The organism is Streptomyces sp. NPDC101234 (assembly GCF_044767525.1).
Lineage (GTDB): Bacteria > Actinomycetota > Actinomycetes > Streptomycetales > Streptomycetaceae > Streptomyces > Streptomyces sasae.
Genome location: NZ_JBIWOA010000015.1, coordinates 248,366 through 264,383 on the forward strand (window position 1 = coordinate 248,366; position 16,018 = coordinate 264,383).

Here is a 16,018-nt window from a genome sequence, read left to right on the forward strand (position 1 = left end):
GTCACCCGCTTCCGCTGCCGATCGAGAGGACCGGCGTGAAGGCGTGCCCTCGCGGATCGGCGGCCGGGATGCACAGTCCGGCCGCGGACGTCCAGGCGTGCAGGGCGAACGGGTGCTCACGGACACCGACGTGCAGCGTGGCCTCGAACCCGCACCGCCGCAGCAGAACGAACGCCGTCACGGCCTCGGCCTTGCAGTCGTCGTCGACGAACCAGCTTCTGCGGCCGTGTGTCTGGACCACTCGTTTCAACCGCGCGACGTCCCGCACGGGAGGTGTGTCCGCGCGGGCGTAGCCGGGAGCGGACAGCGGCAGCAGCCGCAGGACGCGTCCGAAGCCCAGCGTGCGGATCAGCAGGTGCACGCCACGGAGCCAGAGCCCTATTTCGGCGTCCGCGTACGCCTTTCGGCGGGGCGCCGCACATCCGGCTCGGACGAGAGCCGTGAGAAGTTCCGCGCGTTCCTCGGCAGTTCCGTCGGCGAACTTCTTGACGTCGGGCGACGACATTCCCAGAAAGCGCGTCCTTCTCCAGTCGGCGATGAGCGCTCCGCCGGACAATCGGGTGACGCGGCAATGAGGTGAAAGGATGCGCGTGATGGCCACGAGGGCATCGGTGTCCTGAGCCACCGCGCCTCCTCCCATTCCACGGGTGCGGGCGGGTCAGGACTGGTATCCGTGACCGTCGTAGTCACCGCCGCTGAAACCCCGGATCAGACGGCCGTTGCCGAGAAGGAAAAGGCCGTGCGGCGTACGGCGCCGCAGGAATCGGATCAACATCGCCTGCCTCCAGAATCGGGTGGCGTCGATCATGTCCAGGCTACTCTGACGCCAACGCCTCGCAACCGCTCGCCTTTTCCCTGACGCTGGAGGAACGGCGCAGTCGAGGGAAGGTCCCATCGTGACAAGCATTCCGGCGTACATGCTCAACGACGACACGACGATTCCCGCCGTCGGCCTGGGCACCTGGCCGATGGACGACAGGCAGGCCGAGCAGGCCGTTCGGCACGCGCTCGAGGCCGGTTACCGGCTCGTGGACACGGCGGTGAACTACCGCAACGAGACCGGGGTCGGCCGGGGTGTCGCGAGCAGTGGCGTCCCCCGTGACGAGGTGGTGGTGACGACGAAGCTGCCGGGCCGCCACCACGGCTACGAGGAGACCCTCGCCTCCTTCGAGGAGTCCCTGCAGCGGCTCGGACTGGAGTACGTGGATCTGTATCTGATCCACTGGCCCAACCCGCGGGTCGGCAAGTACGTCGACTCGTGGAAGGCGATGATCAGGCTGCGGGAGGAAGGTCTCGTGCGGTCGATCGGTGTCTCCAACTTCACCGAGGAGCACCTGGCGCGGCTGGAGAAGGAGACCGGGGTGCTGCCGTCGGTGAACCAGGTGGAGCTGCATCCGCTGTTCCCGCAGGAGGAGTTGCGCGCCTTCCACGCCGGGAAGGGCATCGTCACCGAGAGCTGGAGCCCGCTCGGTCAGGACGGCCGGCTGCTGCGTGACCCGGCCGTCGTCACTGTGGCGGAGGCGCTCGGTGTGACACCGGCGCAGGCGGTCCTGCGCTGGCATGTCCAGCTCGGCGCCGTGGCCATCCCGAAGTCGGCCGATGCCGGGCGGCAGCGCGCGAACCTCGACGTCTTCGGGTTCCGGCTGGGTGCCGCCCAGATGGCGGCGATCTCGGAGCGGGTCCCCCAGCGGCTGGGCGGTGACCCGGACAGCCACGAGGAGTTCTGAACGGTCACTCCTCCACGCGCTCCTGGGGAGCCTCCTGTCCGGTCCCGGCCCCGGTCGCGGAGAGGCTCCCGAGGATGTCGAGCAGCTCGGCGTCGCGGCTGCCGGGTTCGGCGTGGAAGACGACGAGAGAGAGTCCGTCGGTGCCGTCCATGGTCAGTTTGTCCGAGTGCAGTTCCAGGTCGCCGACGAGCGGGTGGGTCAGGTGGCTCACCCGGCCGCGCAGGGGCCGTACCTCGTGCCGGGCCCACAGGGTGCGGAAGCGTTCGCTGTGCAGCGAGAGGTCGCCGACCAGGTCGCGCAGGCGCGGGTCGGCGGTGTCGCCTCCGGCGTAGGCGCGCAGGGTGGCCACGCCCTCCCGGGTGAGGTCGTCCCAGTCGCGGCGCAGCTCCCGCTCCGCGGGGTCGAGGAAGACGGCCCGCATCAGGTTGACGCCGGGTCGGTAGTTCGGGGACAGCGCCGTGCACAGCGCGTTGGCGGCCAGGCAGTCCCGGTAACGGTTCTGGACGTAGGCGGGGTTGCGGGTCCAGCCGTCGATGAGCTGCAGGATGCTGGCCGGCACCTGCTCGGGCCGGTGCGGCGCCCCGGCCCGCCTGGCCTGCCGTACGCCGGCGGGGCGGTCCTGGGCCAGGCCGAGGAGGTGGCCGGTGGCGTCGGCGTCCAGGCCGAGCACACCGGCGATGGCTTCCAGCACCTGGACGGAGGGGTTGCGGTCGCGGCCCTGCTCCAGCCGCAGGTAGTAGTCGGAACTGATGCCGGCGAGCATCGCGACCTCCTCGCGGCGCAGCCCCGGCACCCGGCGCAGCCCCCCGCCCGGCAGCCCCACGTCCGCGGGCCGGACCAGCGCCCGGCGGGCCCGCAGGAACTCACCGAGTGCGTTCGAACCGTCCACGCCGCCACCCTACGGTCCGGCTCCGTGCGGTGCCTGGTCCCCGTACTCCCAGGAACACCGGGGCTTAGCCATGGCGCGCTCGACCCGCGCAGGCTGGACGAGGAAGACAACGAAGACAACGCAGACGACGAGGACGGGGCACCGGGCCGTACCGGTGGCCCCCGGAAGACCGTGAGAGGCACCGCATCATGACCGCACAGCTCGCCGGAACCCTGACCCCGGCCGACGGCCTGACCCTGACCCGCGTCGGCTACGGCGCCATGCAGTTGGCAGGACCGCATGTCTTCGGCCCGCCGAAGGACCGTGCCCGGGCCGTCGCGGTACTGCGTGCCGCGGTGGAGGCGGGCATCACCCACATCGACACCGCCGACTTCTACGGGCCGGTGGTCGTCAACGAGATCATCAGGGAGGCCCTGCACCCCTACCCGGAGGACCTGCGCATCGTCACCAAGGTGGGCGCCCGGCGCGCCGCGGACGGCAACTGGATCATGATGCGGCACCCCGAGGACCTGAAGGCCCAGGTGTACGACAACCTGCGGAACCTCGGTGTGGAGGCCCTGGACGTGGTCAATCTGCGCCTGGGAGACATGGACACGCCGAACGAGGACCCGATCGCCGACCAGTTCGGCGCGCTGGCCGAGCTGCGCGAGGCGGGTCTGATCCGGCACCTGGGGCTGAGCACGGCCTCCGCACGGCAGCTGGCCGAGGCGCAGGCGATCGCGCCGGTGGTCACCGTCCAGAACATGTACAACCTGGCCAACCGGCGGGACGACGCCCTGGTCGAGCGGACCGCGGCGCAGCACATCGCCTTCGTGCCGTACTTCCCGCTCGGCGGTTTCAGCCCGCTGCAGTCCGAGACGCTGACGAAGGTCGCCGAGCGGCTGGGGGCCTCGGCGCAGCAGGTGGCGCTGGCCTGGCTGCTGCAGCGCTCCCCGAACATCGCGCTGATCCCGGGCACCTCCTCGCCGGAGCACCTGCGGGAGAACATCGCGGCCGCCGCACTGGTGCTGCCCGAGGACGCGGTCTCCGAACTGGACGGGATCGGGCAGCAGACCGCAGGCTGAGAGCGGGGCCCCGGGAGGAGTCGTACGGGAGGAGCCGCGGGTGGCTGCCGACGAGCGGTTGCGCACCTACCGTGACAAGCGGGACTTCGGGCGGACGCGGGAGCCGTCCGGGCGGTCGGCGGAGAACGCCGACCGGCCCCGGTTCGTGGTGCAGATCCATGACGCGCGCCGGTTGCACTTCGACTTCCGGTTGCAGGTCGACGACGTCCTGAGGTCCTGGTCGGTCCCCAGGGGACCGTCGGCCGATCCCGGGGACAAGCGGCTGGCCGTGCCCACCGAGGACCATCCGCTGGAGTACGAGGACTTCGAGGGTGTGATCCCGAAGGGCGAGTACGGCGGTGGCACGGTGATCGTCTGGGACCGCGGCTGGTACGAGCCCCTCAGCCATGACCGCGGGGGACGGCCGGTCGGCTTCGCGGAGTCGCTGGAGCGCGGGCACGCGACCTTCCGGCTGCACGGTGCCAAGCTGCGCGGCGACTACGCTCTGACGCGCTTCCGGGGCGGTGACGGCGACGACGCGTGGCTGCTGGTGAAGAAGGGCTCCGCGCGGTCGGACGGGCACGGCACGCCCGATCCCCGGCGGGCCCGCTCGGTCCGCACCGGCCGTACCCTCGCCCAGGTCTCGGCGGACGCCGGCGAGGAGTGATCCAGGGGGCTCCGCCCGGGTACGGAAGGGCCGGTTCTGCGGGCGGGGGTGTCCGGAAAAGGACGGTGAGTCGACCGAGGCGCGTCCCGGCGGTGCGGGCTGCGCGCGGATTGGGCCGTTCGGGCCCCAACTCGCCTCACGGCGGCCTATGTTCGCGACGGCACCGGATCTTCCGCTCAGGAGGCACCTCACATGCGCACCGCGCTCCGTTCCGCCCTGACAGGGGCGGTGGCCGTCGGCACTCTGCTCACCTGTGGCACCGCCCACGCCACCCCCGCCGGGCCCGGCGTGACAGGCAGGTTGATCAGCACCACCACCATCGGCGACACCGACTACGTCCTGCGGGAGATCACCGTCCCGCCGGGCCAGACCACCGGCTGGCACTACCACGACGGCCCGGTCTACGGGTACGTCGCGAAGGGCACCCTCAGCCACTTCCACTCCGACTGCAAGGAGGACGGCGTCTACCACAAGGGCGGCACGGTGTACGAGTCCGGCGGGCCCGGTGATGTGCACCTGGGTGCCAACCGCGGCGACACCGACCTGGTCCTCGACGTGCTGTACATCCTTCCGCACGGTTCGCCGTACTCCGAGTCGGTGCCGAACCCGGGCTGCGACTTCGAGTAGCCGGGTTACTCCTCGGTGACCGGTAACGGGCCTTCGGGCAGCGGCTGTTCGGCCCAGATGGTCTTGCCGCCGCCCGTCTGCCGGCTGCCCCAGCGCTGGGTGAGCTGGGCGACGAGGAGCAGGCCGCGGCCACCCTCGTCGTAGGCGTGCGCCCGGCGCAGGTGCGGTGAGGTCGAACTGCCGTCGAAGACCTCGCAGATGAGCGCCCGGTCGCGGATCAGCCGTAGCCGGATGGGCGGTTCGCCGTAGCGGATGGCGTTGGTGACGAGTTCGCTGACGACGAGTTCGGTGACGAAGGCGGCCTCTTCGAGCCCCCAGTCGGCGAGTCGCTCGGTGGCCGCCTGCCGGAAGCCGGCCACCTGGGCCGGATCGGGCGGGACGTCCCAGGTGGCGACCCGGTCGGCGCCGAGGGCCCGGGTGCGGACCAGGAGCAGGGCGACGTCGTCGGAAGGCTGTTCCGGCAGGACGGCCTTGAGCACGTTGTCGCCGAGGGCCTCCAGGGAGTCGGCGGGTGCGCTGAGCGCGCGGCACATCTCCTCGGTGGCGCGGTCGACGTCCCGGTCCCGGTCCTCGATCAGACCGTCCGTGTAGAGGGCGACGACGGCTCCCTCGGGCAGGTGGAGTTCCGTCGCCTCGAAGGGCAGTCCACCGACGCCGAGCGGCGGGCCCGCGGTCATCGGGATCAGCTCGGCGCAGCAGCCGGGCAGCACCAGAGCGGGGGCCGGGTGCCCGGCGGCGGCGAGCGCGAGGTGCCGCGAGACGGGGTCGTAGACGGCGTACAGGCAGGTGGCGCCCAGTTCGGCGACCTCCTCGCCGGAGCCGTCCGCCGCGAGGTGGGTCACCAGGTCGTCGAGGTGGGTGAGGAGTTCGTCGGGGGGCAGGTCCACGTCCGCGAGGGTGCGTACGGCCGTCCGCAGCCGCCCCATGGTGGCGGAGGAGCGGATGCCGTGCCCGACCACGTCGCCGACGACCAGGCCGACCCGGCTGCCGGAGAGCGGAATCACGTCGAACCAGTCGCCGCCGATGCCGGCCACCGATCCGCAGGGCAGATAGCGGTGGGCGACCTCGACGGCGGCCTGGCCGGGCAGGCCGCTGGGCAGCAGGCTGTGCTGGAGGGCGAGGGCGGTGGAGCGCTCGCGGGCGAAGCGGCGGGCGTTGTCGATGCAGACGGCGGCGCGGCTGGCGAGCTCCTCGGCGAAGACGGTGTCGTCGAAGACGTACTCGTCGGGGTGGCGCACGCGCGCGCCCACGACGACGCCGAGCAGGATGCCCCGGGCCTGCAGGGGTACGGCGATCATGGAATGCACGCCCCGGCGGAGGGCACGGCCGTCGGGCGCGCGGGCGTTGCGCTCGTCGATCCAGCGGTGGAACTCGGGCTCGCCGGCCTGGCTGACCACCGCGCGCCGCTCCCGCAGCGCCCGCGCCGTCGGTGACGCCGCCGGGAGCACATCGGTCTCGCCCAGCCGTACGGCGGCCTCGGGGGTGCCCTCGGTGACGGAGCCGTGGGCGACCCGGCGCAGCTCGATGTCGCCCTCCGGCATGCTCGGCAGTTCCTCGGCGCCGAGGACCCAGTCGAGGAGGTCGACGCTGGCGAAGTCGGCGTGTCTCGGGACGAGGAGTTCGACGAGTTCCTCGGCGGTACGCACCACGTCCAGGGTGGTGCCGATGGCGGTGGCGGCCTCGTTGAGGAGGGCCAGCCGCACCCGGGCCAGGTACTGCTCGGTGTTGTCGAAGGCGGCGAGGGCGACGCCGGTCAGCTCGCCGCCCGGGGCGCGCAGGGGCCACATCTCGACGCTCCACGCGTGGTCCCGGTTGAGGGTCGGGGCGGCGGTGAAACTCTCGTAGCGGACGGGCCGGCCGGTCTCGACGACCTGGCGCAGATGGCGCAGAAAACCCTCGCTGTGCGCGGCCTTCTCGACGGTGTCCTGGAAGAAGCGGCCGAGCAGGGCCTTCTCGGGGACGCCCATGACCTGGCAGGCCGCGTCGTTGGAGCGGAGGTAGCGCTGGCGGGTGTCGAAGACCGACATGGACATGGAGGCCTGCTGGAATGCCTGTCCGGCCACGGTGGCATCGGCCTGCCGGGGCGGGTCGGCGGTCAGCACGTATCCGGTGGTCTCGCCCTCGGGGCCGAGGACCGGGCAGGCGGTCAGGGCGAGTTCCGTCCGGCGCCCGTCGGCATGGCGCAGGGCGACGGTCCCGGAGCGGGCGGCCAGCACGGCCGCCGGGACCTCGTCGGCAAGAAGGTCGGCGGCGGGACGGCCCACGACCTCCTCGGCCGTCCGTCCGGTGACCATCCGTGCACCCTCGCTCCACCCCGTCACCCTGCCCAGGGCATCGATGATCGCCGCGGCCGCGACACGCTCCATATGCCCCAGGATGAAACCTATGTCCTGGGGCATCAAGCGCGGGGAGCGGTCCGCTCAGCCCTGGTGGCCGCGCAGCGCGGCCAGTGCCCGGTCCGCGTGGGTGTTCATGCGCAGTTCGCTGCGGACGACCTCCAGGACGGTGCGGTCCTGAGCGATGACGAAGGTGGCCCGTTTGGTGGGGGCGAGCGAGAAGCCGCGCTTCACGCCGAACCGCTCCCGGACGGCGCCGTCGGCGTCGGAGAGCAGCGGCATGCCGAGGGTGTGCTTCCCGGAGAACTCCTGCTGCCGTTCCACGCTGTCCCCGCTGATGCCGACGGGCCGGGCACCGACGGCCGCGAACTCGGCGGCGAGATCCCTGAAGTGACAGGCCTCTGCGGTGCAGCCCGCCGACAGGGCGGCCGGGTAGAAGAAGAGCACGACCGGCCCGTCGGCCAGCAGCTCCGTGAGCGTCCGGGGCGTGCCGGTCTCGTCCGGCAGCGCGAAGTCCTCGATCGTGCTTCCGACCTCGACGGATTCCGCCATCTAGCGGCCCTCCTCGTTGCGTGCGACACCGCGCGCCCACAGCACCAGGGGGATCTGGAGCGGCAGCCGGGCGAGGGCCGCGGTTCTGAGCGGCTCGGGCCGCTTCTGCCAGTCGACGGCCATCTGCACGTTGGCCGGGAAGACGCCGACGAAGAAGGCGGTGGCGGCCCGTGCCGCCACCGCCCGGCTGCGCGGCAGGGCGATGCCCGCCGCCAGCGCCAGTTCCACGGCCCCGCTCCCGTACGTCCACGCCCTCGGCGGCCCCGGGAGCGCCCTGGGGATCGTGGCGTCGAACTGCTTCGGCGCCGCGAAGTGGGCGACCCCGGCCGCGGCCAGCAGTCCCGCCAGCAGCAGGGGTGAACGTTCGGACCGGGACACTGGCGCCTCCTCTGACGACCTGCGCCGGATATTACCCGGCGGTATGGCCCCGGTCCGCGTCGCCCCCTACTCCAGGTAGTAGGTGGCGTCCTGCTGGTCCAGCGTGGTGCCGGTCGTCTGGACGTAGAGCAGGTTGTTGTAGTGGCGTATGTACCGGCCCGGGTAGTTGTACGACTCCAGCGAGACGCCGGACGGGTCGGCGAGGCCTGCCCGCTGGTAGAACGAGGCGTCGCTGCCGAAGGTGGCGGTGCCGTCGTCCTTCTCCACCCACACCTCGAAGTTCTTGTGGCGCAGGTAGTAGCCGGGGTAGTTGGTCGACTCCAGGGAGACGGTGCCGGTGCCGGCGAGTCCGGTGACGATCCGGAACTGGGAGTCGGCGAGGTTGGTGACGTTCGCCTCGATCTTCGCGCGGAAGTCGTAGTGGCGGATGTAGCGGTCCGGGTAGTTGTACGAGGAGAGGCGGACCGGGGAGACGCCGTCGGCGACCGGTACGCCGAAGTTGGGGGTGCCGTCCGCGTTCCAGTAGACCTTCTGCAGGCGGGTGCGGCGGTTGGGGTCGTTCAGCGGGTCGCCGGTGATGTCCTTGTAGCTGCGGTCGTGGTAGACGAGGATGTCGGACTTCCCGTCCTCGGAGACGGTGAACGAGTTGTGCCCGGGCCCGTACTGCGAGGTCGAGGCGTCGGTCTTGAAGACGGGTGTCTGGCTCTTGCTCCAGGAGGCGGCGTCGAGCAGGTCCGAGGACGCGGACGCGGTGAGCATGCCGAGGCAGTAGTTGGCGTCGGTGGCGCTGGCGGAGTAGGTCAGAAAGACCTTGCCGCCGTGCTGGATGACGGCAGGGCCCTCGTTGACCTTGTAGCCGATCGTCTCCCAGGAGAGGGTCGGCCGGGAGATCTCCACCGGGGTGCCGCTGATGGTCCAGGGGTTGGCCATCCTGGCGATGAACAGGCTGGTGTTGTTGTCCTCGGAGGGGTTGTGCTGCGCCCACGCCAGATAGCGCACGCCGTTCACCACGAAGGTCGTCGCGTCGAGCGAGAAGCTCTCCCAGCTGGTGGTGATCTGGCCCTTCTCGGTCCAGGTGCCGGTGAGCGGGTCGGCGGCGTCGGTCTCCAGGACGTACATGCGGATCGCCCACACGTCACTGGTGGATCCGGCGGCGAAGTACACGTACCACTTGCCGTCGATGTAGTGGATCTCCGGCGCCCAGATGTGGGAGCCCATGACACCGCTGGCGTGCTTGGTCCAGATGGTGGTCTCCGGGGCGGTGGCCAGGCCCTGGAGGGTGGTGGCCCGGCGCAGCACGATGCGGTCGTACTCGGGGACGGTGGCGGTGAAGTAGTAGTAGCCGTCGGTGTGCTTGTAGATCTGCGGGTCGGCCCGCTGTTCGGCGATCGGGTTGGTGAAGGTCACGGCGGGAGAGGGGGGGACGGCCGCGTGAGCGGGGGTGACGGTCAGGATCAGGGCGAGTACGGCGAGGACGGCGGTCAGCGCCCGGCCGATGAGACGTCTCACGGTGCGGATGGTTCCTCTCGGTTGCGGCTGGTGGGGCTCAGGTCGTGGAAGTGAGGCGCCACTGCTGGCAGTTGTTGCCCAGCCAGCTCCACTGGCGTACGTCGGCGCCGTCGGCGGTCCCGCAGTCGGCGACGTCGGCGACCTTGCCGCTGTTGGCGTTGGCGATCCGGACGTAGTCGCCACTGGTGTAAATGAGCCGGAACTTCTGGCAGTTGTTGTTGAGCCAGGACCACTGGCGCAGGTCGGCGCCGTCGGCGGTGGAGCAGTCGGCGGTGTCCAGTACCTTGCCGGTGGCGACGTTGACGAGCCGGCTGGTGTCGTTGCCCTGGTCCTCCACCAGCCACTTCTGGTTGCCGCCGCCGTTGCAGGTCCACTGGAGGACGTTGGTGCCGTCGGCCGTGCCACCGCCCGCCACGTCGAGGCACTTGCCGCTGTTGCGGTTCACCAGCGTGTACGCGGTCGGGGTCGTCGCGGTCTCCCCGGACGGTCCGGCGAGGGTCGTCCCGGTGGCAACGGGCGTGCCGAGGTCGGGAGTTCCGTCGGCGTTCCAGGTGAACTTCTGCGCACGGGTCGTACGGGCGTTGCCGCAGCCGCCACTTGACGAGCTGTTGGCGTGGTAGACGATCCAGTTCTCGGTGCCGGCACTCTCCAGCACATAGGTCCGCTGGGTGTCGCAGCAGGCGACGCCGGACTGGCCGGCCACGTAGTACAGGTACCAGTGGCCGTCGAAGTAGTGGAACTCCGGTGCCCACATGTTGGCGTTGCGTCCGGCGGTGGTGTCGGACCACACCTGGACGCTGGGCGCGGTCGCCAGACCAGCGAGGGTGGGCGATCTACGCATCAGCAGTTCGTTCGTGAACGTCGTGTTGATCAGGTAGTAGTTGCCGTTGTAGTACTCCAGCCAGGGGTCGGCGCCTTTCTGAGCCTTGACCGGGTTGGTGAACGGGCGGCCGTCGGCCGCCGTTGCGGGCTGCGTGGTCACGAAGGACGCGAGTACGGCGAGCAGCGCCACGACAAGCACGAGCCAGGGGCGGGTGCGGAGCACGGGGAGTCCCTTCCGGCAGCCATCTCGTTCGGACTATCGAACGACGTACGGAACTTCGACCAGAAGGTAAGGGGGTGGCAATGGCACGTCAATGGGTCGGACGTGTCGAGTTGGGTTTCCAAGGGGCTTGCGGGGGTGACGAGTTGAGACCGAAGACGCGGGCGTCCACCAGCGGGGTCCGAGGACCGGGTTCACGAAGTCCCGACAGGCGACAGCGAGGGCGGCCGCGGCCGCCCTCGCTGTCGCACATGTGCGTCGTCATGGCCCGTGCAGATGCAGAAGAGGTGCCCGGCGGGATCGATTCGAGCGGCCCCGGACAGGCGGAGCGCATCGTTCGAGGGCTGCGGGCGTGGCGGCTCACACGGTTCGGGCCGAAGGCGCCGTCTCGCCGGTCTCCTGGCCCGGCTCGTCCTCGACCGCGTAGGCCAGGAAGTCGTCGACCATGCGGTGGAACAGCACGGCCAGTTGCCGCAGCTCCTCGGGCTGCCACTCCCCCAGGGCCAGCTGCATGCCGCGGGCACCGGCGTCCCGGACCCGGTGGACGGCCTCCCGGCCGGCGCCGGTGAGCTCGATCCGCTGGGCGCGGCGGTCGTCGGGGTCGGGGACCCGGGTGACATAGCCCGCCCTCTGGAGCTGCTGCACCGTACGCGTCACATGGGACGCCTCGACGCCGAGCCGATGGGCGAGCTCCCCCGGGCGCAGTGGCTCGGAGTCGGCGACCTGGCGCAGCAGGGCCACCGCGGCACGGTCCAGCGGGACGCCCGCGAGGGCCATGAGCCGCTCGTGCTGCCGGGCCCGGGTGCTCAGATAGGTGATGCGCGTCAGGGCGCGCTCGATCTCCACCACTTCCGGGGTGGCGGCAGGTACGGCTGGCAGCGGTTCTGTGGACATACCAGCCAGTTTACCATATCGTTGCGTAACTCAAGTAAGTTAGTGCGTGCGCCCCCGCACACTACCGCGCAGCGCCCACCGATCGGAGCCGTATGTCCCTCCTGGCCCGCCCTTCGATCGCCGCTCTCGGCGCGAGGACCCTGCAGCGGCTCACTCTCCTGGCGAGCAGGCGGCCGAGCGGCCCGGGCTCCGACGCCTCCTCGCATGCCCGGTTTCCGGACCTCCCGCGCAACGTACGGGAGCTGACCATCCCGACGTCCGTCGCCCCGGCCCGCGCCACGGTGTACCTGCCCGCCGCCATGGATCCCGCGCCCCCGGTGCACGTCAACTTCCACGGCGGCGGCTACGTCATGTCGCTCACCGAGCTCGACGACCCGCTCTGCCGCTGTCTCGCGGCCGAGGCGGGAGTGGTCGTGGTGAACGTCGACTATGCCGTCGCCCCGCAACACCCCTTCCCGGCCCCGCCCCGCCAGGCCTTCGAGGTGGTCCGGTGGGTCGCCGAACATGCGGCGGAGCAGGGCTGGGACGGTTCCCGGCCGACCGTGGGCGGACAGAGCGCCGGTGGTGGACTCGCGGCGGCGGTGGCCCGGCAGGCGCTGACGGAGGGCGGGCCCTCGATCGCGCTCCAGGTGCTGCACTATCCGCCGCTGGATCTGGTGACGAACGCGGCGGACAAGCGGGCCGCGGTCGCCAAGCCGATGCTGCGCCCCTGGATGGCAGAGGTGTTCGACTCGGCGTACGTACCGGAGCGGAAGAGCCGTGCCGACCCGCTGGTCTCCCCCGCGCATCCCTCGGACACGGCCGATCTGACGGGGATCGCCCCGGCGCTGGTGATCACGGCCGAGTACGACCTGTTGAGGGCGGAGGGCGAGCGGTACGCCGCACGGCTGGCGGCGGCGGGGGCGTTGGTGGAACACCACGAGGTCGCCGGGGCGGACCACGGCTATGACGGAAAGGACGATGCGAAGGCACGTGAGGTGTACGCGCTGATCGCTCGTCATGTGCGTGCGGTTCGCGAGCGGGACGCCTGAGAGCCCGGGGTGTGCTGTTCACGGGCGGCCGACCGTGGTCCGTGGCAGGTCGCGCGGTTCCCCCCGCCCCTGGCGGGGCGCGAATGAACCGCCGTCCCGCGTCCCCCACTTGTTCCGCAACGTCGGTGACACCCCACTGAGGACCGCCCGGGCCTGGGGCGCGTTCCCGGGGACGTCCCACGCGTCCCAGGGCACGCGGGGACGACATGGTGACGGTTCGGCACGGCAATCCTCCGATTCGTGATCACCCTTCGTGGTCACGAGAACGACAGCCCGGAGGTTTCCATGTCCCGTCGGATCCTGAAGAGCGGCCTGCTGGCCACGGTCGCGGCGTTGGCGTTCCTGCCCACGGCGGGGGCCGCCACCGCGAGCGCCGCCGCCCCCATCCCCGCGCCGCAGGGAATCGTGCAGTTCTACAACTACACCACCCTGCCCGCCCCGGCGGTGGTCCACCGCCACCACCACCGGTACTACACGTACCGCACGCACCGCACGTACCGCACCGTGGGACGGGTGGCCACGCACCACGTCCGGCTGAACGTCCGCTCCGGCCCGGGCACCCGCTACCGCGTGGTCGGCCACCGCCACAACAACCGGCTCATCCCACTGACGTGCAAGACCTACGGCGGCTCGGTGCGCGGCAACCACGCCTGGTACCGGCTCCCCCACCACAAGGGCTACGTCTCCTCCCGCTACGTCCGGGTCGGCCGCGCCGTTCCGTGGTGCTGACGGCCCCCTCCCGCCGTACTCCCTGACCACAGAGGCCTGTTCGGGAACCAAGCGTTCCCGAACAGGCCTTCGACATGCACCCCGATTCACCCTCTTCACACCTGTTCGCAGATTGCGGGCCCGGTCCCCATGGGAAGCCATCCCGACAACAGGGGCGAAACGCCCATAGCGTTATGAAGTCGAGGCACGCGACATGCGGCACCCCGAAGGAGAGAGCACCACTCCACCCGACGAGTCGGCCACGGCGCGGCTGCGCGAACTGAAGGAGCGTACGGGACTGAGCCTGGCGGCGCTGGCCGCCCGCACGCCGTACAGCAAGTCCGCCTGGCACCGCTATCTCTCCGGCGCCAAACGGCCACCGCGCCCGGCCGTCGAGGCCCTGGCCCGGCTCGCGGGCGCCGACCCGGCGGCCGTGCTGGCGCTGTGCGAGGCCGTCGAGGCACCGCCGGCCGTCGAACCGGCCCGGGCACAGCCTCGGTCGGGGCGGCATTGGCGGCTGCCGCTGACCATGCTCGCGCTGCTCGCAGTGGCCGGGGTCGCGGCGGCCGCCGTGACCCTGTCGGACCGGCGCGGCACGCCGGGCGCCCAGCCGGTCTCGGCTCCGCCGCGCTGCCACGGCCGGTCCTGCCAGGGCGAGTTGCCGGACACCTCGGCGTGCGCCCGGGACGCACAGACCAAGAGCGCCGTCACCGACACCGCGTACGACGTCCGGCTGCGCTGGTCCCCCACCTGCGGCACCGCCTGGTCCGAGGTGCGGCTGCACACCGCACACGCCCGTGAGGTCTCGGTCCGGGCCGGGCAGAACGTGCTCTCCGCGAGCTATCCGGCCGAGGACTCGGTCGGCTACACCAGTCCGATGCTCGCGGTACCGACGCCCCGGGGAGTGGAGGCGTGCGCGGAGGTCGCGGGGCAGCTGGCGTGCACGGGGCTGGAGGCGCAGCCGGACGACGAGTAGTCGGCAAGGACGAACCGGCAGCAAGAAGGCGCCGCGCCCGTGGAAGGAGCGCGGCGCCGGACCGGTCGGGGGAACCGGTCAGTGCGCGGCGACCAGTTCCTCCCGGTCGTTGCCGGCCTGCGGCTGCCTGGCCGAGCGCAGGGCGGCGATGCCGATGAAGACCATCGAGGAGACACCGGCGAGCGCGAAGGCGGTGAAGCCCCAGTCGCCGTTGCCCGCGGCGAGCAGCTGGCCGCCGAGCCACGGGCCGAAGACGGCGCCGAAGCGGCCCATGCCCGAGGTCCAGCCGACGGCGGTGGCGCGGTTGTCCGGGGTGGAGCGGATGGCGACGGTCGCGTAGATCATCGTCTGGGCGCTGTTGAGGAAGACACCGGTGAGGAAGACGACGACCGTGGTCACGCCCATCGGCATGTGGACGCTGAGCAGGTAGACACCGACGGCGGTGAGGGCGAACCAGACCGCCGAGATGCGCGGGGCGCCGAACCGGTCGGCGGCGCGGCCGGCGACCAGCATGCCCACGATCCCGCCGAGGTTGAAGACGACGACGAAGGTCAGGGCGTTGGCCAGCTCGTAGCCCTCGGTGCGCATCAGGGTGGGCAGCCAGGTGGCGACGCCGTAGACCAGCAGCAGACCCCCGAAGGAGGCCAGCCAGTAGAGCAGGGTCTGCAGCCACTCGCCGCCACGGAACAGGTCGAGCAGCGCGTCCCAGCGGTCGGCGGTCGTCTTCTTCGCGGCGACGGCGGGCAGTTCGACCTCGTAGCGCGCGGCGAGGGCGCCCGCCTCCTCGGTGCGGCCCTTGACGACCAGGAAGCTCAGCGACTCCGGCAGGAGCTTGATCAGGACGGGGACGAAGAGCAGCGGGAGCACGCAGACCCAGAAGGCGGAGCGCCAGCCGAGCGGGTCGATCAGCCACTTGGCCACGTACGCGGAGAGGATGCCGCCCGCGTGGTGCGCGGTCATCAGCAGGCCGATGGTGAGTGCCGCCCGGCCGCCCTTCGCGTAGTCGGAGACCATGCTGATCGCGGTCGGCAGCAGCCCGCCGAGGCCGACGCCGGCCAGGGTGCGGCCGAGGCCGAAGACCGCGAGGCTCCCCGATATCGCGCAGATGCCGGAGGCCAGCGAGAACAGCGTGACGCAGCCGATCATCAGCTGCTTGCGGCCGATCCGGTCCGCGACCGTGCCCGCGGTCAGGGCGCCCACCAGCATGCCGAAGGTGGCGTAGGAGCCGAGGTCGCCTGCCTGGTCCGGGGTGAGTCCGAAGGTCCTGGTCTCCAGCAGGTGGGGCAGCACCGAGCCGTAGATGAACATGTCGAGGCCGTCGAAGAGCACGGCCAGCCAGCACAGACCGACGACCAGCAGCGCCAGCTTGCTGCCCCGGGCGGACAGGGCGGGTGAGGAGGACATCTTTGTTTTCCTCTCGTCCAGGAGGCGTTCCCTGGAAGGGATCAATGAGCGGGTGCGTAGAAGCTAAGGAGTCGAGCCCGAAAACGTCAACGAATTTGTCAACAATCACAGATTTCAGGAAGACACCCAGGTGGCAAAGGGGGGTGGGGGGGGGGCCCCCCCCCCCGCGCCCCCCCCCCAAGAAACCAACCCCACCACCCCCCCGGGGGGGGGCCGGCGGGGGGGGGGGCACGGA

The 16,018-nt window shown here is 71.2% G+C and carries 17 protein-coding genes; 7 read left to right on the top strand and 10 right to left on the bottom strand.

Features of this window, described 5'->3' with window-relative positions; genetic code table 11:
- Window position 1: 1 nt before the first annotated feature.
- Both ACIRR9_RS27605 and ACIRR9_RS27610 read right to left on the bottom strand, forming a co-directional pair.
- The gene (locus ACIRR9_RS27605; RefSeq protein ID WP_403756921.1) at window positions 2–505 is read right to left on the bottom strand and encodes a lasso peptide biosynthesis B2 protein; all 504 of its coding nucleotides are present in this window, start codon (window positions 503–505) and stop codon (window positions 2–4) included.
- Window positions 506–658: 153 nt separating this feature from the next.
- Window positions 659–808, bottom strand: a complete 150-nt coding sequence (locus ACIRR9_RS27610) for a hypothetical protein (protein ID WP_403756924.1) — start codon at window positions 806–808, stop codon at window positions 659–661.
- 88 nt (window positions 809–896) lie between these two features.
- Here ACIRR9_RS27610 and ACIRR9_RS27615 point away from each other — a divergent pair, with 88 nt between their 5' ends.
- The gene (locus ACIRR9_RS27615) at window positions 897–1,727 is read left to right on the top strand and encodes an aldo/keto reductase (protein WP_403756927.1); all 831 of its coding nucleotides are present in this window, start codon (window positions 897–899) and stop codon (window positions 1,725–1,727) included.
- A gap of 4 nt (window positions 1,728–1,731) precedes the next feature.
- Here ACIRR9_RS27615 and ACIRR9_RS27620 read toward each other — a convergent pair whose 3' ends face one another.
- Window positions 1,732–2,616, bottom strand: coding sequence for a helix-turn-helix domain-containing protein (locus ACIRR9_RS27620; protein ID WP_403756929.1), 885 nt, complete (start codon window positions 2,614–2,616; stop codon window positions 1,732–1,734).
- A gap of 188 nt (window positions 2,617–2,804) precedes the next feature.
- On the opposite strand from ACIRR9_RS27620, the gene ACIRR9_RS27625 reads away from it, so the two are divergent.
- From ACIRR9_RS27625 to ACIRR9_RS27635, 3 genes are all read left to right on the top strand, one after another.
- Window positions 2,805–3,680: an oxidoreductase gene (locus ACIRR9_RS27625; protein ID WP_403756931.1), complete on the top strand. Its 876-nt coding sequence runs from the start codon at window positions 2,805–2,807 to the stop codon at window positions 3,678–3,680.
- Between the two features lie 40 nt (window positions 3,681–3,720).
- Window positions 3,721–4,326 (top strand): DNA polymerase ligase N-terminal domain-containing protein, encoded by a 606-nt coding sequence (locus ACIRR9_RS27630; RefSeq protein ID WP_403756934.1) that lies wholly within the window; start codon window positions 3,721–3,723, stop codon window positions 4,324–4,326.
- Between the two features lie 192 nt (window positions 4,327–4,518).
- Window positions 4,519–4,953: a cupin domain-containing protein gene (locus ACIRR9_RS27635; RefSeq protein ID WP_403756936.1), complete on the top strand. Its 435-nt coding sequence runs from the start codon at window positions 4,519–4,521 to the stop codon at window positions 4,951–4,953.
- 5 nt (window positions 4,954–4,958) lie between these two features.
- Here ACIRR9_RS27635 and ACIRR9_RS27640 read toward each other — a convergent pair whose 3' ends face one another.
- The 6 genes from ACIRR9_RS27640 to ACIRR9_RS27665 all read right to left on the bottom strand — a co-directional run bounded on the left by ACIRR9_RS27640 (window position 4,959) and on the right by ACIRR9_RS27665 (window position 11,664).
- A complete protein-coding gene (locus ACIRR9_RS27640) occupies window positions 4,959–7,319 on the bottom strand; it encodes a SpoIIE family protein phosphatase (RefSeq protein ID WP_403756938.1) in 2,361 nt (786 codons plus the stop codon).
- A gap of 54 nt (window positions 7,320–7,373) precedes the next feature.
- Complete coding sequence (locus ACIRR9_RS27645; RefSeq protein WP_365348103.1) at window positions 7,374–7,841, bottom strand: peroxiredoxin; 468 nt, start codon at window positions 7,839–7,841, stop codon at window positions 7,374–7,376.
- Complete coding sequence (locus ACIRR9_RS27650) at window positions 7,842–8,219, bottom strand: DoxX family protein (RefSeq protein ID WP_403756941.1); 378 nt, start codon at window positions 8,217–8,219, stop codon at window positions 7,842–7,844.
- Window positions 8,220–8,285: 66 nt separating this feature from the next.
- The gene (locus tag ACIRR9_RS27655) at window positions 8,286–9,728 is read right to left on the bottom strand and encodes a family 43 glycosylhydrolase (protein ID WP_403756944.1); all 1,443 of its coding nucleotides are present in this window, start codon (window positions 9,726–9,728) and stop codon (window positions 8,286–8,288) included.
- Between the two features lie 37 nt (window positions 9,729–9,765).
- A complete protein-coding gene (locus ACIRR9_RS27660) occupies window positions 9,766–10,773 on the bottom strand; it encodes an RICIN domain-containing protein (RefSeq protein WP_403756947.1) in 1,008 nt (335 codons plus the stop codon).
- Between the two features lie 357 nt (window positions 10,774–11,130).
- A complete protein-coding gene (locus ACIRR9_RS27665) occupies window positions 11,131–11,664 on the bottom strand; it encodes a MarR family winged helix-turn-helix transcriptional regulator (protein WP_403756950.1) in 534 nt (177 codons plus the stop codon).
- Between the two features lie 92 nt (window positions 11,665–11,756).
- On the opposite strand from ACIRR9_RS27665, the gene ACIRR9_RS27670 reads away from it, so the two are divergent.
- From ACIRR9_RS27670 to ACIRR9_RS27680, 3 genes are all read left to right on the top strand, one after another.
- Window positions 11,757–12,695: an alpha/beta hydrolase fold domain-containing protein gene (locus tag ACIRR9_RS27670; protein ID WP_403756953.1), complete on the top strand. Its 939-nt coding sequence runs from the start codon at window positions 11,757–11,759 to the stop codon at window positions 12,693–12,695.
- A gap of 285 nt (window positions 12,696–12,980) precedes the next feature.
- Entirely contained in the window at window positions 12,981–13,424 is a 444-nt protein-coding gene (locus ACIRR9_RS27675) for an SH3 domain-containing protein (protein WP_123971385.1), read from the top strand.
- A gap of 193 nt (window positions 13,425–13,617) precedes the next feature.
- Entirely contained in the window at window positions 13,618–14,379 is a 762-nt protein-coding gene (locus tag ACIRR9_RS27680; RefSeq protein WP_403756957.1) for a DUF2690 domain-containing protein, read from the top strand.
- A 78-nt stretch (window positions 14,380–14,457) separates the two neighbouring features.
- Here ACIRR9_RS27680 and ACIRR9_RS27685 read toward each other — a convergent pair whose 3' ends face one another.
- Window positions 14,458–15,783, bottom strand: a complete 1,326-nt coding sequence (locus tag ACIRR9_RS27685; protein WP_403756960.1) for an MFS transporter — start codon at window positions 15,781–15,783, stop codon at window positions 14,458–14,460.
- Window positions 15,784–16,018 lie beyond the last annotated feature (235 nt).

Coding starts and splice junctions, on each gene's coding strand:
- ACIRR9_RS27675 (WP_123971385.1), top strand. CDS start 12,981: ATGTCCCGTCGGATCCTGAAGAGCGGCCTGCTGGCCACGGTCGCGGCG.
- ACIRR9_RS27640 (WP_403756938.1), bottom strand. CDS start 7,319: ATGGAGCGTGTCGCGGCCGCGGCGATCATCGATGCCCTGGGCAGGGTG.
- ACIRR9_RS27625 (WP_403756931.1), top strand. CDS start 2,805: ATGACCGCACAGCTCGCCGGAACCCTGACCCCGGCCGACGGCCTGACC.
- ACIRR9_RS27635 (WP_403756936.1), top strand. CDS start 4,519: ATGCGCACCGCGCTCCGTTCCGCCCTGACAGGGGCGGTGGCCGTCGGC.
- ACIRR9_RS27665 (WP_403756950.1), bottom strand. CDS start 11,664: ATGTCCACAGAACCGCTGCCAGCCGTACCTGCCGCCACCCCGGAAGTG.
- ACIRR9_RS27645 (WP_365348103.1), bottom strand. CDS start 7,841: ATGGCGGAATCCGTCGAGGTCGGAAGCACGATCGAGGACTTCGCGCTG.
- ACIRR9_RS27605 (WP_403756921.1), bottom strand. CDS start 505: ATGTCGTCGCCCGACGTCAAGAAGTTCGCCGACGGAACTGCCGAGGAA.
- ACIRR9_RS27680 (WP_403756957.1), top strand. CDS start 13,618: ATGCGGCACCCCGAAGGAGAGAGCACCACTCCACCCGACGAGTCGGCC.
- ACIRR9_RS27685 (WP_403756960.1), bottom strand. CDS start 15,783: ATGTCCTCCTCACCCGCCCTGTCCGCCCGGGGCAGCAAGCTGGCGCTG.
- ACIRR9_RS27670 (WP_403756953.1), top strand. CDS start 11,757: ATGTCCCTCCTGGCCCGCCCTTCGATCGCCGCTCTCGGCGCGAGGACC.
- ACIRR9_RS27610 (WP_403756924.1), bottom strand. CDS start 808: ATGATCGACGCCACCCGATTCTGGAGGCAGGCGATGTTGATCCGATTC.